This window comes from Lelliottia sp. CFBP8978 (assembly GCF_034046055.2).
Taxonomy (GTDB): domain Bacteria; phylum Pseudomonadota; class Gammaproteobacteria; order Enterobacterales; family Enterobacteriaceae; genus Enterobacter.
Genome location: NZ_CM188253.1, coordinates 1,286,061 through 1,299,749 on the forward strand (window position 1 = coordinate 1,286,061; position 13,689 = coordinate 1,299,749).

General features: G+C 53.8%; 14 protein-coding genes. 2 read left to right on the forward strand and 12 right to left on the reverse strand.

Translation table 11 applies throughout. From position 1 onward, the window contains the following. The 7 genes from mrdA to leuS form a co-directional block, all read right to left on the reverse strand. On the reverse strand, positions 1-1,902 hold the full coding sequence (gene mrdA / locus SOM82_RS05945; protein WP_154126664.1) for a peptidoglycan DD-transpeptidase MrdA: 1,902 nt from the start codon (positions 1,900-1,902) through the stop codon (positions 1-3). Positions 1,903-1,930: 28 nt separating this feature from the next. After that, the gene (gene rlmH, locus SOM82_RS05950; protein WP_320459899.1) at positions 1,931-2,398 is read right to left on the reverse strand and encodes a 23S rRNA (pseudouridine(1915)-N(3))-methyltransferase RlmH; all 468 of its coding nucleotides are present in this window, start codon (positions 2,396-2,398) and stop codon (positions 1,931-1,933) included. 3 nt (positions 2,399-2,401) lie between these two features. After that, complete coding sequence (rsfS, locus tag SOM82_RS05955; protein WP_154126665.1) at positions 2,402-2,719, reverse strand: ribosome silencing factor; 318 nt, start codon at positions 2,717-2,719, stop codon at positions 2,402-2,404. Between the two features lie 267 nt (positions 2,720-2,986). Further along, positions 2,987-3,652, reverse strand: a complete 666-nt coding sequence (gene nadD, locus SOM82_RS05960) for a nicotinate-nucleotide adenylyltransferase (protein WP_320459900.1) — start codon at positions 3,650-3,652, stop codon at positions 2,987-2,989. After that, positions 3,645-4,676, reverse strand: a complete 1,032-nt coding sequence (gene holA / locus SOM82_RS05965) for a DNA polymerase III subunit delta (RefSeq protein ID WP_320459901.1) — start codon at positions 4,674-4,676, stop codon at positions 3,645-3,647. The genes nadD and holA overlap by 8 nt, the downstream gene beginning before the upstream one ends. Continuing rightward, a complete protein-coding gene (gene lptE / locus SOM82_RS05970) occupies positions 4,676-5,245 on the reverse strand; it encodes an LPS assembly lipoprotein LptE (protein WP_320459902.1) in 570 nt (189 codons plus the stop codon). Before lptE ends, holA begins: the two co-directional genes overlap by 1 nt. 14 nt (positions 5,246-5,259) lie before the next feature. Further along, positions 5,260-7,842 carry a leucine--tRNA ligase gene (gene leuS / locus SOM82_RS05975; RefSeq protein WP_320459903.1) on the reverse strand — a complete coding sequence of 861 codons (2,583 nt, stop codon included), beginning with the start codon at positions 7,840-7,842 and terminating at the stop codon, positions 5,260-5,262. 214 nt (positions 7,843-8,056) lie between these two features. Here leuS and SOM82_RS05980 point away from each other — a divergent pair, with 214 nt between their 5' ends. Then, complete coding sequence (locus tag SOM82_RS05980; RefSeq protein ID WP_154126669.1) at positions 8,057-8,539, forward strand: zinc ribbon-containing protein; 483 nt, start codon at positions 8,057-8,059, stop codon at positions 8,537-8,539. A 362-nt stretch (positions 8,540-8,901) separates the two neighbouring features. On the opposite strand, the gene rihA is transcribed toward SOM82_RS05980, so the two are convergent. From rihA to SOM82_RS06005, 5 genes are all read right to left on the reverse strand, one after another. Then, on the reverse strand, positions 8,902-9,843 hold the full coding sequence (gene rihA / locus SOM82_RS05985; RefSeq protein ID WP_320459904.1) for a pyrimidine-specific ribonucleoside hydrolase RihA: 942 nt from the start codon (positions 9,841-9,843) through the stop codon (positions 8,902-8,904). Between the two features lie 119 nt (positions 9,844-9,962). Continuing rightward, positions 9,963-10,688, reverse strand: coding sequence for an amino acid ABC transporter ATP-binding protein (locus SOM82_RS05990; protein ID WP_154126671.1), 726 nt, complete (start codon positions 10,686-10,688; stop codon positions 9,963-9,965). Beyond that, entirely contained in the window at positions 10,685-11,362 is a 678-nt protein-coding gene (gltK, locus tag SOM82_RS05995; RefSeq protein WP_154126672.1) for a glutamate/aspartate ABC transporter permease GltK, read from the reverse strand. The genes SOM82_RS05990 and gltK overlap by 4 nt, the downstream gene beginning before the upstream one ends. Beyond that, entirely contained in the window at positions 11,362-12,102 is a 741-nt protein-coding gene (gene gltJ / locus SOM82_RS06000; protein WP_320459905.1) for a glutamate/aspartate ABC transporter permease GltJ, read from the reverse strand. Before gltJ ends, gltK begins: the two co-directional genes overlap by 1 nt. Positions 12,103-12,258: 156 nt before the next feature. Continuing rightward, positions 12,259-13,164 carry an amino acid ABC transporter substrate-binding protein gene (locus SOM82_RS06005; RefSeq protein ID WP_154126674.1) on the reverse strand — a complete coding sequence of 302 codons (906 nt, stop codon included), beginning with the start codon at positions 13,162-13,164 and terminating at the stop codon, positions 12,259-12,261. A gap of 294 nt (positions 13,165-13,458) precedes the next feature. Between SOM82_RS06005 and SOM82_RS06010 the strand changes: the two genes are divergently transcribed. After that, a complete protein-coding gene (locus SOM82_RS06010) occupies positions 13,459-13,680 on the forward strand; it encodes a hypothetical protein (RefSeq protein WP_501083556.1) in 222 nt (73 codons plus the stop codon). Positions 13,681-13,689: the final 9 nt, after the last annotated feature.

A 13,689-nucleotide genomic window follows, 5' to 3' on the forward strand; every position in this document is an offset into this window, starting at 1 on the left:
TTATTGGTCCTCCGCCGCAGAGGCGGCTGGGGTTTCAGCCGGCAGTTCGGTGTTGTTGTCGCCCAGCATAATGTGGTCGAGGATTTGACGCATGATAGTACCAACCGCCGGGCCAGCGCCGCCGTTTTCAAGAATAATCGCGACCGCAACCTGAGGATTATCATAAGGCGCAAATGCCGTCATGAGTTTATGGTCACGCAGACGCTCCGCGATTTTGTGCGCGTTATAGGTTTCGTTCGCCTTCAGGCCAAAGACCTGCGCGGTACCGGATTTGGCTGCCACCTTGTACGGTGCGCCTGCAAAGTATTTATGCGCCGTTCCGTTCGGGCGGTTTGCCACGCCGTACATCCCGTCTTTGGCGATTTCCCAGAAGCCGGAATGAATATCGCCCACCGGCGCTTCATGTGGCTGCGACCAGGGCACCTGTTTACCGTCTTCAACCGTGCTCATCAGCAGATGCGGCACTTTCACCACGCCATCGTTAATGAGGATCATCATCGCTTTATTCATCTGGATTGGCGTTGCAGTCCAGTAGCCCTGACCGATCCCGACCGGAATGGTGTCGCCCTGATACCACGGTTTTTTAAAGCGTTTGAGCTTCCATTCACGTGTTGGCATGTTACCGGAACGTTCTTCCGAGAGATCTACGCCCGTGTAATGACCGTAACCAAATTTGCTCATCCATTGCGACAGGCGGTCGATACCCATGTCATAGGCAACCTGATAGAAGAAGGTATCCGCGGATTCTTCAAGCGATTTGGTCACATTCAGGTGGCCGTGGCCCCATTTCTTCCAGTCGCGGTAGCGCTTTTCCGAGCCAGGTAACTGCCACCAGCCCGGGTCAAACAGGCTGGTATTGCGATTGATCACCCCCGCGCTCAGCGCGGAGACAGCCACATACGGTTTAACGGTGGAGGCAGGGGGATAGACGCCCTGAGTCGCACGGTTAACCAGCGGAGTGTTCGGATCGTTCAACAGGCCGGAGTAGTCTTTACTGGAGATGCCATCCACGAACAGATTCGGGTCGTAGCTCGGCATCGAGACCAGCGACAGAATGCCGCCACTGCGCGGATCGGTAACCACCACCGCTGCACGACTGCCTGCCAGGAGCGTTTCGATATACTGTTGCAGCTTCAGATCGAGCGTCAGATAGACGTCGTGACCCGCTTGCGGCGGCACTTCTTTGAGCTGGCGGATGACGCGACCGCGGTTGTTAACCTCAACCTCTTCATAACCCGTCTGTCCGTGCAGGACATCTTCGTAAAAGCGTTCAATTCCGAGTTTGCCGATATCGTGGGTCGCGGCATAGTTGGCCAGTTTTCCATCTTTATCGAGGCGATCGACGTCTTTATCGTTAATTTTGGAAACGTAGCCAATGACGTGCGTCAGCGCGGAGCCGTAAGGATAATACCGGCGCTTGTAGCCTTTCACTTCCACGCCCGGGAAGCGATACTGGTTCACCGCAAAGCGAGCGACCTGGACTTCCGTCAGATTGGTTTTCACCGGGATGGAGGTAAAGCGGTGTGAACGCGCGCGCTCTTTCTTGAATGCGGCGATATCATCGTCGGTAAGATCGACAACGCCTTTCAGCGCATCCAGCGTGTCCTGAACATTATCGACCTTCTCGGGCATCATTTCGATCTGATAGATAGTGCGGTTTAACGCCAGCGGCGTGCCGTTACGATCGTAAATAATGCCGCGGCTTGGCGCGATAGGAACCAGCTTGATGCGGTTTTCGTTGGAACGCGTTTGATAGTCGGTAAAGCGGACGATTTGCAGATTATAGAGGTTGGCGATCAGCACGCCAGTCAGCAGCAAAATCCCCGTAAAAGCGACCAGCGCCCGACGCACAAACAGCGCGGACTCAGCCGTGTAGTCGCGAAAAGAATTCTGTAGTTTCATCCGCTGCTTAATTTGCCCTGGTCAATCATTACTCACGGTGATAAGGGTGGTTGGTAGTAATGCTCCACGCGCGATAGAGGCTTTCGGCTACCAGTACCCGGACAAGCGGGTGGGGCAGCGTTAACGCGGAGAGGGACCAACTTTGTTCTGCGGCCGCTTTGCAGGCCGGGGATAATCCTTCCGGGCCGCCAATCAACAGACTGACATCGCGCCCATCCAGCTTCCAGCGCTCCAGTTCCTGCGCCAGCTGCGGCGTATCCCAGGGTTTGCCTGGGATATCGAGGGTAACAATGCGGTTCTTGCCAGCGGCAGCCAGCATTAACTCACCCTCTTTTTCGAGAATACGTTTGATATCAGCGTTCTTACCGCGCTTTCCGGCCGGAATTTCAACCAGTTCGAACGGCATATCTTTCGGAAAACGACGCAGATATTCAGTAAAACCCGTTTGTACCCAGTCCGGCATTTTTGTGCCGACGGCTACCAGTTGCAGCTTCACGCATCAACCCCAGAGTTTTTCCAGCTCATACAGGCGACGGCTCTCTTCCTGCATGACATGGACAATCACATCGCCGAGGTCAACAACAACCCAGTCAGCAATCGCTTCGCCTTCCACGCCCAGCGGCATCAGCCCGGCTGCACGCGATTCCTGGACAACATGGTCAGCAATAGAGGCAACATGGCGAGTGGAAGTTCCGGTGCAGATGATCATGCAATCGGTGATACTGGATTTACCTTGAACGTCGATAGCGATGATGTCCTGACCTTTCAGGTCATCAATTTTGTCGATAACAAAATCCTGGAGTTCTTTACCCTGCAAGTTTTCCCCCTGGTGAGTGAAGTTGAGCAACGATTAAATGAGTCGCCAGGCAGTATACCTGAACTGACGGTTGTTTCGGGACAAATGTCACCTGACGGGCTGTTAAGGCGGGTATCATCCCATCCTCAGCCTGACAATGCATCGCCATTTTTGTAAAACAATTTCTGTAAAGCAATCACTGGCAGGAAGCCAGGTTGCGGAGGATATCAGCCTGAAGAGGGCTGTCAATGGCATGCCAGCGAATTAACTCATTTTTTGCGCTTACCTTCAGGCATCTGCATCTTTCTGATACAAACCTTGCTGGTGAATATAGTTCAGCACCGGGGCAGGAAGAAGATCGTCACACGACAGTGCCTGCTGTAAACGCTCGCGGATCAGGGTGGCGGAGATATCAAACCACGGCGTCTCGGCCAGGTAAATTTTCCCCGCGGGCAGATTATGCAGATCTTCCACATTGTGGGTCAGATGTGCCTCCAGCCATGCCTGATACTTTTCTTCTTTCATGGTCAGCGGATAACCCGGACGACGGCAGACAATCAAGTGACTGTTTTGCAAAATGGTTTCGTACTGGTGCCAGCTGGGGAAATTCAGCAGCGAATCCTGGCCGATGATAAAACCCAGCGGTTGCGTCGGGCCGCGCTCGGCGCGCCACTCCTGCAGCGTTTGCGAAGTATATGACGGGGTATCCCGACGCAGTTCGCGCTCATCTAGCTGAAACAGCGGCTTGTCGGCAATCGCCAGTTCCAGCATATGCTTGCGTTGTGCGCTGGTTGCTTCCGGCTGCGGGCGGTGGGGCGGAACGTTGTTAGGCATGATGATCACGCGCTGCAGGCCGATCAGATTAGCCAGAATCTCTACAGGTTTTAAATGACCGTAATGAACAGGATCAAATGTCCCGCCAAACAGTGCCTGTAAGGCGCGCATATCAGCCATCAATAAAAACCTCTGCCAGCGCTTTATGGCACAGTAGCAGCGACAGACTTTCCAGCTCAGCCCATACCGACTGACCATAATCCTGCTTTAGCGTGAGCTCCGCGCGGGTCAGCAGTTGAACGGCCTGGCGCAACTGCTCATGGCTCAGTCGATTAACCGCCTCGGTGGTCATTGCCCGACGATTTTGCCAGACGCGGTGTTTATCAAACAGGGCGCGCAAAGGCATCGTGGTGGACTGGCGTTTTAACGTGTTAAGCAGCAAAAGCTCTCGCTGCAGCGTGCGCAGTAGGATCACCGGCTCGCTCCCTTCCAGTCGCAGCTGCTGCAAAATATGCAGCGCGCGTTTGCTTTTCGCCGCCAGCAGGGCATCCACCCAGTGGAAAGGGGTGAAGTGCGCGGCGTCGTTTACCGCCTGTTCAACGCGCGGTAACGTTAATTTTCCGTCTGGCCACAGGAGCGAAAGGCGATCTAACGCTTGCGACAACGCCAGTAAATTACCTTCATAGCAATAGCAAAGCAGCTGGTTTGCCGCGTCATCGAGCTGCAGATTGTGTTGTCTGGCCCGCGCAGCCACCCATTTCTGCAGTTGCGCCTGTTCTGGCGTCTGACACGTCACCATAACCGAATGAGTGGCAAGCCGGGTAAACCATGCCGCGTTTTCCTGGGCTTTAGTCAGCTTATTCCCGCGAACCATCAGCAGTAAATCATCGTGCAGCAGGCTAACCAGCGTTGCGAGTTGTTCGTTAATGGCTGCGTTCGGGCCATTTTCTGGCAATTGAATGAGGAGAGTTTGACGGGATGCAAAAAGACTCATTGCCTGACAAAGCGAAAAAATCGCCTGCCAGTCGGTGCTGTTATCAAGCTGAAAGGCGTGATGTTCATCAAAGCCCTGCGATGCGGCGACCTGGCGCACAGCATCCTGGCTTTCCTGAAGTAAAAGCGGATCGTTTCCGAGTAACAGATACGCCGCGCGCAGCCCTTCATTGAGCTGCGCGCGGAGTTGTTCAGGATACAAACGAAGCATTAGTTACCAAGCGTCCCGGGGGCGTCTGGCGTGGTACTCAGCGGAACAGAGTGTTCCGTGCTTGTGTCTTTCGACGCAAGCTGAATGCTTGGCAGTTTGCGGATCAGCTGTTCCGCCGCCTTGTCATACATTTCGTTAATGATAATTTGCTGCTCGGCATCTTTCGCCAGCGCAGTCTGTGGGTTATCAAAGAACGAACGATAGACTTTGGTGCTGATCGGATAAATATCTTTACCCGGCATCAACACGGCAGCACTGACCGACATCACCATCTGGTATTCCGCCGTACGACCATCCTGGAAGATGGACGCCGTGTCTTTGCTCAGAGATGAGCTCAGTACGCGGAAGGATGGAATATCCTGACGCAGCGTTCCTTTCTCAATCAGTTCCACGCCATTAAGACGCAGCTGGTTACGAATGGCCCGGCTCAGCGGACCGTTCGGGTCACCTGAGTCGAAGATCATCGTTTTCATCTGAGTCGGCACTGCGGTGGTATTCCGCAGATGCCAGCCACAACCGGCGGTGACAAACACCGCCAGAGATAAGAGTAATGTTGCCAGTTGTCGCACGTTTCCTCCCGCGCTTAGCCAACGACCAGATTCAGCAGTTTACCCGGTACGTAGATCACTTTACGTACGGTAACGCCCTCAAGGTATTTCGCAACCAGATGCTCCTGGCCTGCGCGTTCACGAACCTGTTCTTCAGTTGCATCGACTGCAACGGTAATTTTACCGCGGACTTTACCGTTAACCTGCACCACAACCAGCGTGGTGTTTTCAACCATCGCAGATTCATCAGCCACTGGCCACGGCGCGTTGTCGATATCGCCTTCACCTTTCAGTTCCTGCCACAGCGTGAAGCAGGCGTGAGGGGTGAACGGGTTCAGCATACGAACGACGGCCAACAGCGCTTCACGCATTAAGGCACGATCCTGCTCGCCATCCTGCGGTGCTCTCGCCAGTTTGTTCATCAGTTCCATAATAGCCGCAATTGCGGTATTGAAGGTCTGACGACGACCAATATCATCCGTGACTTTAGCGATAGTTTTGTGAACATCGCGGCGCAGTGCTTGTTGATCTTCGCTCAGCGCATCCACATTCAGAGCCGGAGCCTCGCCCTGAGACGTATGCTCATAGACCAGTTTCCAGACGCGTTTCAGGAAGCGGTTTGCGCCCTCTACGCCAGATTCCTGCCACTCCAGCGTCATATCCGCCGGAGAAGCAAACATCATGAACAGACGCACGGTATCTGCACCGTAGCGTTCCACCATAACCTGTGGGTCGATCCCGTTGTTCTTGGACTTCGACATTTTGCTCATGCCGGTATACACCAGCTCATGACCTGCCGCGTCTTTTGCTTTAACGATACGCCCTTTCTCGTCGCGCTCGACAATCGCATCAACCGGAGATACCCAGTTACGTTCGCCATTTTCGCCGACATAGTAGAATGCATCTGCCAGAACCATGCCCTGACACAGCAGCTGTTTGGCTGGCTCATCAGAGTTCACCAGGCCCGCATCACGCATCAGCTTGTGGAAGAAGCGGAAGTAGAGCAGGTGCATGATGGCGTGTTCGATACCGCCGATGTAAATATCAACCGGCAGCCAGTAGTTAGCGGCTTTAGAGTCCAGCATGCCTTCCTGATACTGTGGGCAGGTGTAGCGCGCGTAATACCAGGAGGATTCCATAAAGGTATCGAAAGTATCGGTTTCACGCAGGGCTGGCTGGCCGTTAACGGTGGTTTTTGCCCACTCAGGATCGGCTTTAATCGGGCTGCTGATCCCATCCATCACCACATCTTCCGGCAGAATAACCGGCAGCTGATCTTCAGGCGTTGGGATAACCGTACCGTCTTCCAGCGTCACCATTGGAATCGGCGCACCCCAGTAACGCTGACGGGAAACACCCCAGTCGCGCAGACGATAGTTCACTTTACGCTCGCCGACGCCCAGCGCGGCCAGTTTGTCAGCGATAGCGTTGAAGCCGTCTTCGAAGCTCAGGCCGCTAAATTCGCCAGAGTTAAACAGCGTGCCTTTTTCGGTCAGCGCCTGCTCGGACAGATCCGGCTCGGAGCCGTCGGCGGCCAGAATAACAGGCTTGATGTTCAGGCCATATTTGGTCGCGAATTCATAATCACGCTGATCGTGACCCGGAACCGCCATCACTGCGCCAGTGCCGTATTCCATCAGCACGAAGTTAGCAGCCCAGACGGGAACGGCTTCACCGGTCAGCGGGTGAATGGCATTAAAGCCCGTCGCGACGCCTTTTTTCTCCATCGTCGCCATCTCGGCTTCGGCCACTTTGGTGTTGCGGCACTCGTCGATGAAGGCCGCCAGCTCAGGGTTGGTCGCAGCCGCCTGCTGTGCCAGCGGATGACCTGCAGCCACGGCCAGGTAAGTGGCACCCATGAAGGTATCTGGACGCGTGGTATAAACGGTCAGCTTCTGATCGGCGTTCTCAACGTCAAAAGTGATCTCGACGCCTTCGGAGCGACCGATCCAGTTGCGCTGCATGGTTTTAACGGTATCGGGCCAGTGGTCCAGATTATCCAGGTCACGCAGAAGTTCGTCAGCGTAAGCGGTGATTTTGATGAACCACTGCGGGATCTCTTTACGCTCAACTTTGGTATCACAGCGCCAGCAGCAGCCGTCGATAACCTGCTCGTTCGCGAGAACCGTCTGATCGTTCGGACACCAGTTAACGGCGGAAGTCTTCTTATACACCAGGCCTTTTTTATACAGCTCGGTGAAGAATTTCTGCTCCCAGCGATAGTATTCCGGCGTACAAGTCGCCAGCTCACGGCTCCAGTCATAGCCAAAGCCCAGCATTTTAAGCTGGTTTTTCATGTAGGCGATGTTGTCGTAAGTCCACGGCGCAGGCGCAGTCTTATTTTTTACTGCTGCGCCTTCAGCGGGCAGACCAAACGCATCCCAGCCAATAGGCTGCAGGACGTTTTTACCCAGCATACGCTGGTAGCGTGCAATCACATCACCGATGGTGTAGTTACGCACGTGGCCCATGTGTAGTCGACCAGAAGGATAGGGAAGCATCGACAGGCAGTAATACTTCTCTTTGCTCTCGTCTTCAGTGACTTCGAAGGTACGCTTCTCGTCCCAGTGTTGCTGGACTTTTGATTCTATCTCTTCCGGGCGGTATTGCTCTTGCATGGCAGCCAGTGGTCCTGTTTTCAATACAGCTACAAACGTAGCCAATGGATGTGGTATTTCAGATCCGCATAGCATAGCCCAAACGCCCGCGTCAAAACAGCCTTTCGCACAAATGCCCTTTGCAGGAATTTACCGGCTCTGTGGCTGACCTGACAAAGCGTCGGCAAAATAACGTCTATTATTAGAAGTAGTTACTTACCCGGGAGGCGAATGGATGAACAAGGTTGCTCAATTTTACCGCGAACTGGTTGCCACACTGACGGAACGTCTGCGTAATGGGGAGCGTGATATCGACGCTCTGGTCGCGCAGGCGCGGGCGCGGGTGGTGCAAACGGGTGAGTTAACGCGCACCGAAGTCGAAGAGGTGACGCGGGCTGTGCGACGCGACCTGGAGGAGTTTGCGCGTAGCTACGAAGAGAGCCAGGACGAGGTCACCGACAGCGTATTTATGCGGGTGATTAAAGAGAGTCTTTGGCAGGAGCTGGCTGATATCACCGATAAAACGCAGCTCGAATGGCGCGAGGTTTTTCAGGATCTCAACCATCACGGCGTGTATCACAGTGGTGAAGTGGTAGGGCTGGGCAATCTGGTATGTGAAAACTGTCATTTCCATCTGGCGGTCTACACCCCTGACGTACTGCCGCGCTGCCCGAAATGCGGTCACGACCAGTTCCAGAGACGACCGTTCGAGCCCTAGGTAAAAGCAAAACGGTAACGTTAGTTGCCGTTTTTTGTGTTTGTTCCCTCTCCCCGTGGGAGAGGGTCAGGGTGAGGGCATCAGACCGCACAAGGTCAAAGCAAAACGGCAACGTCAGTTGCCGTTTTTTGTGTTTGTCCCCTCTCCCAGTGGGAGAGGGTTAGGGTGAGGGCATCAGACCGCACAAGGTCAAAGCAAAACGGTAACGTCAGTTGCCGTTTTTTGTGTTTGTTCCCTCTCCCTGTGGGAGAGGGTCAGGGTGAGGGCATCAGGCCGCACAAGGTCAAAGCAAAACGGTAACGCCAGTTGCCGTTTTTTGTGTTTGTCCCCTCTCCCCGTGGGAGAGGGTCAGGGTGAGGGCATCAGGCCGCACGATAGTATTCAAGTCTTTCCGCCAGCAAATCCACGAACGCTTCACGGTCGATGTCGACCATCAGCGTCGTATTCGGCTGATTACCTGTCAGGAAGTAATAGTCCACCACGGTCATCCCCTGGGTATATTTCCCCTGGGTCTCGACACCGACCCAACGATCGATAGTGGTAAAAATCTCCGGCTTCAGCAGCCAGGCGATGGTGCACGGATCGTGAAGCGGTGCGCCCTGGAAACCCCACTTCTCGGTTTTATGATACTCCATGAAGAAGTCGAGCAGCCCGGCAACGGCGGTGGCGACAGGGTTGCCTGCTGCACGAAAACGCTCGATGTCTTGCGCCATAATCTGGGCGCGATGTGTGACATCCAGGCCCGCCATCACAATCGGTAAGCCCGACTGGAAAACAATTTCGGCGGCTTCGGGATCGACAAAGATGTTGAATTCAGCCGATGGCGTCCAGTTTCCCGGTCCCATTGCGCCGCCCATCATCACGATCCGCGCGATTTTGCTGTGCAGTTCCGGATGGCTGTTCAGCAACAGCGCGACGTTAGTTTGCGGGCCTGTCGCAACCAGCGTAACAGGCTCGCGGCTTTCCCGCAGCACGCTGGCCATCAGCTCTACGGCGGTGCAGTTTTGCGGCGCAAACCCCGGCTCAGGCAACTCGGGGCCATCGAGACCACTTTCACCGTGGACGTTATCCGCAATAATCAGATCACGCATCAGCGGTTTTATTGCCCCGCCCGCGACCGAAATATCCGTGCGCTTAAGCAGCGTCAGCATGCGCAGCACATTGCGTAGCGTTTTATCGGGCGTCTGGTTTCCGGCGGAAGAGGTCACGGCTTTCAGATCTAATTCTGGTGAAGCAAGGGCAAGAACGAGGGCGATAGCGTCATCATGACCGGGATCGCAATCGAGAATAATGGGCAGGGCCATAGTGTGCTCCTTTTGGGCGTTATTTTGTGACAAGGTTAACGCTGTAGGGTGAAGCAGACGAGGAGCAGAGGGATAAAACGTGAAGCGGTGCGCAATCCGAAGATTGCGCACCGGCTTGATTAATGCAGGATTTTCGCCAGGAAGTCTTTGGCGCGATCGGATTGTGGGTTAGCGAAGAAATCTTCTTTCGGCGAGTCTTCGACAATTTTCCCTTCGTCCATAAAGATCACGCGGTTTGCCACTTTACGGGCGAAGCCCATCTCGTGCGTGACCACCATCATGGTCATCCCTTCGTGGGCCAGTTCAACCATGACATCCAGCACTTCGTTGATCATCTCAGGATCGAGAGCGGAAGTGGGCTCATCAAACAGCATGGCGATCGGGTCCATACAAAGAGCACGAGCGATGGCGACGCGCTGCTGCTGACCGCCGGAAAGCTGCGCCGGGAACTTATCCGCGTGAGCCGACAGCCCCACGCGTTCCAGCAGTTTTAAGCCTTTTTCCCGCGCCGCTTTTTTGTCGCGTTTCAGCACTTTAACCTGCGCCAGCGTCAGGTTCTCGATAATCGACAGATGCGGGAACAGCTCAAAGTGCTGGAACACCATCCCGACGTGCGAACGCAGTTTCGCCAGATCGGTTTTTTTGTCGTTCACTTTAGTGCCATCGACGACAATCTCGCCTTTTTGCACGGGTTCGAGGCCATTGACGGTTTTGATCAGCGTCGATTTTCCGGAACCTGAAGGCCCGCATACGACGACCACTTCGCCTTTTTTGACTTCGGTAGAGCAGTCGGTCAGCACCTGAAAGTGCCCATACCATTTAGAAACATTTTTCAGGGAAATCATGAAACCGTCCTTTTCTTCAGCCAGCTGACCAACAGCGACGCGCTTAAACTAATTGCAAAATAAACCGCACCTGCGAACAGGATCATCTCGACCTGAGTACCGTCACGTTCACCGATGGTAGAGGCGGTACGGAAGAAGTCCGCAAGACTCAACACATACACCAGCGAAGTATCCTGGAAGAGAACAATGCCCTGCGTCAGCAGCAGCGGGACCATGGCGCGAAACGCCTGTGGCAGAATAATGAGCTTCATGGACTGCCAGTGGGTCATCCCCAGTGCCAGTGCGGCGCTCGATTGTCCACGGGAGATGCTCTGAATACCGGCACGAATGATCTCCGAATAGTAAGCCGCCTCAAACATCGAGAATGCCACCATCGCTGAGATCAGCCTGATGTCGGTTTTCGGCGACAGCCCCAGCACGTTTTGCAGCAGGCCGGGGACGATCAGGTAAAACCACAGCAGTACCATCACCAGCGGAATAGAGCGGAAAACGTTAACATAAGCCGTTGCGAACCAGGCGAAGGGTTTAAAGCTCGACAGGCGCATGACGGCGAGGATGGTGCCCCAGACAATACCAATGACGATCGCAATGGCGGTGATTTTTAACGTAATCACTAATCCTGCCATCAGGTATGGCATGGAGGGAACAATGGAACTCCAGTCAAACTCGTACATTATTTGCCCCCCAGATTGCCCGGCAGGCGAGTTTTGCGTTCAACCAGGTTCATCACCAGCATGATGAAAGCGTTTATCAGAACATAAGCAAGCGTAATCGCGGTGAACGATTCCCAGGCATGTGCGGAGTAATCCAGCAGCTTGCCCGCCTGTGCCGCCATATCGACCAGACCGATGGTGGAGGCGATGGCGGAGTTCTTCACCAGGTTCATCATCTCAGAGGTCATCGGTGGAACAATCACACGATAGGCGTTAGGCAGCAGGACATAGCGGTAGCTTTGCGGCAGCGTCAGACCCATCGCCAGGGCGGCGTTCTTTTGCCCGCGCGGAAGCGACTGAATGGCGGCACGAACCTGCTCGCAAACGCGCGCGGCGGTGAACAGGCCAAGGCAGAGCATTGAGGAGACAAAGAACTGGATATTCGGGTCCAGTTCCGATTTAAACCACATGCCGAGATTTTCCGGCAACAGTTCAGGCACGACCAGATACCACGTAAAGAACTGCACGATCAAAGGAACGTTACGGAACAGTTCAACGTACAGAGTACCAAGGGAAGAGAGAAAACGATTCGGCACGGTACGTAAAATACCGAACAGGGAACCGACCAGGAACGCGATAATCCAGGCCGTTATTGATAACGCAACGGTGACCTGAAAGCCGCTCCAAAGCCAGCCAAGATAGGTGGTGTTGCCGAACGGGGCTTGTTGCAGAAAAATGCCCCAGTTCCAGTCTATTGACATAATAAACTCCAGAAAAAAAAGGGTAGCAGCGCTACCCTCGAAGATTGGTGAGAAGCTCAATGTTCGCGCTGAGTGGGGAACGACCACTCAACGTATAGTCTGTCCGCGCTTCCCGACAATCGAGAGGGCAGGAGGTCCCGCCCCGAGTGGTTCTAATTAGTTAAGTGCTTTGTCGTTAGGTTCTTTGAACAGGGCTTTCATGTCGTCAGACAGTTCAAAGTTCATGTTGAGATTTTTTGGTGGAATCGGGTTCTTGAACCATTTGTCGAACCATTTTTCCGCTTCGCCGGAGGTTTGGGTCTGCGCGATGGTGTCATCGATCAGTTTTTTGAAGCCCGCGTCGTCTTTACGCAACATACAGCCGTAAGCTTCTTTCGACTGCGCCGTACCGACGATTTCCCAGTTGTCTGGTTTCTTCGCTTTAGCGCGTTCACCTGCCAGCAGTGCGTCATCCATCATGAACGCGACCGCGCGACCACTCTCCAGCGTACGGAAGGAGTCGCCGTGGTCTTTCGCACTGATGATACGCATGTCCATTTTCTTCTCTTCGTTCAGCTTATGCAGCAGAACTTCGGAAGTGGTTCCTGACGTCACGACGACCGCTTTACCTTTCAGGTCAGCGAAATCTTTAATATCGCCGCCTTTTTTAGTCAGCAGACGCGTACCGACCACAAAGATGGTGTCGGAGAAGGCCGCTTGTTTCTGACGCTCAAGGTTATTCGTGGTAGAACCGCACTCAAAATCGAAAGTGCCGTTTTGCAGCAGTGGAATACGGTTTTGTGAGGTAATCGGAATCAGCTTCACCTGCAGGTCAGGTTTGTTCAGCTTTTTCTTCACCGCTTCTACGATTGCGTTGGAGTAATCCTGAGAGTAACCCACGACTTTTTGCGTGTTGTCGTAGTATGAGAACGGGACGGAAGATTCACGGTGGCCGACCACGATCACGCCATTTTTGGCAATCTTGTCGAGAGTGCTCCCGGCAGCCGGAGCGTCTTCAGCGTGAACGACGCTTGCGGACATCCCCATTACCAGCATTGCTGTGGCCAGTTTACGTAATTGCATACCCAACTCCTTTATTATCTGCGCCAATGACGCATTGATACCCATTGTGATGTTGTTATATCTCGCGCGATGCGAGTGCAGTGTTATGCAAGCTTGTTAACATTTAGTCTGGCTTAATGTAAAGATTTTGCTGCGTTATTGTTTATTTTTGCGAGGCGCGCCGCACCATTCAGAGGCAAAAATACCTGTCTGCACCGTTACGGTGCTACTGATGTGCCGTGGTGGTGCGACAAGGTTGCACGTTAAGCCAAACGACTGAATCTGTGATTTAACAAAGCAATAGACGTGCCAGAAATGAACCACACCCTGAAAGGGAAAAAGGGAAAAAGGGAAAAAGGGAAAAAGGGAAAAAGGGAAAAAGGGAAAAAGGGAGAAAGGGAGAAAGGGAGTAAGCGAGAAAGAGAGAAAGAGAGAAAGAGAGAAAGAGAGAAAGAGAGAAAGAGAGAAAGGCAAAGCAGGATGCGGCAAATGTGCGAGGACTATCCCCTCTCCCCTGTGGGGAGAGGGTTAGGGTGAGGGGTGAGA

Bases quoted from the DNA above. Each gene is read 5' to 3' on its own strand.
- SOM82_RS05990 (WP_154126671.1), bottom strand. From the start codon at position 10,688: ATGATTTCCCTGAAAAATGTTTCTAAATGGTATGGGCACTTTCAGGTG.
- SOM82_RS06010 (WP_501083556.1), top strand. From the start codon at position 13,459: ATGAACCACACCCTGAAAGGGAAAAAGGGAAAAAGGGAAAAAGGGAAA.
- rihA (WP_320459904.1), bottom strand. From the start codon at position 9,843: ATGGCCCTGCCCATTATTCTCGATTGCGATCCCGGTCATGATGACGCT.
- holA (WP_320459901.1), bottom strand. From the start codon at position 4,676: ATGCTTCGTTTGTATCCTGAACAACTCCGCGCGCAGCTCAATGAAGGG.
- leuS (WP_320459903.1), bottom strand. From the start codon at position 7,842: ATGCAAGAGCAATACCGCCCGGAAGAGATAGAATCAAAAGTCCAGCAA.
- gltJ (WP_320459905.1), bottom strand. From the start codon at position 12,102: ATGTCAATAGACTGGAACTGGGGCATTTTTCTGCAACAAGCCCCGTTC.
- gltK (WP_154126672.1), bottom strand. From the start codon at position 11,362: ATGTACGAGTTTGACTGGAGTTCCATTGTTCCCTCCATGCCATACCTG.
- mrdA (WP_154126664.1), bottom strand. From the start codon at position 1,902: ATGAAACTACAGAATTCTTTTCGCGACTACACGGCTGAGTCCGCGCTG.
- SOM82_RS05980 (WP_154126669.1), top strand. From the start codon at position 8,057: ATGAACAAGGTTGCTCAATTTTACCGCGAACTGGTTGCCACACTGACG.
- nadD (WP_320459900.1), bottom strand. From the start codon at position 3,652: ATGGCTGATATGCGCGCCTTACAGGCACTGTTTGGCGGGACATTTGAT.
- SOM82_RS06005 (WP_154126674.1), bottom strand. From the start codon at position 13,164: ATGCAATTACGTAAACTGGCCACAGCAATGCTGGTAATGGGGATGTCC.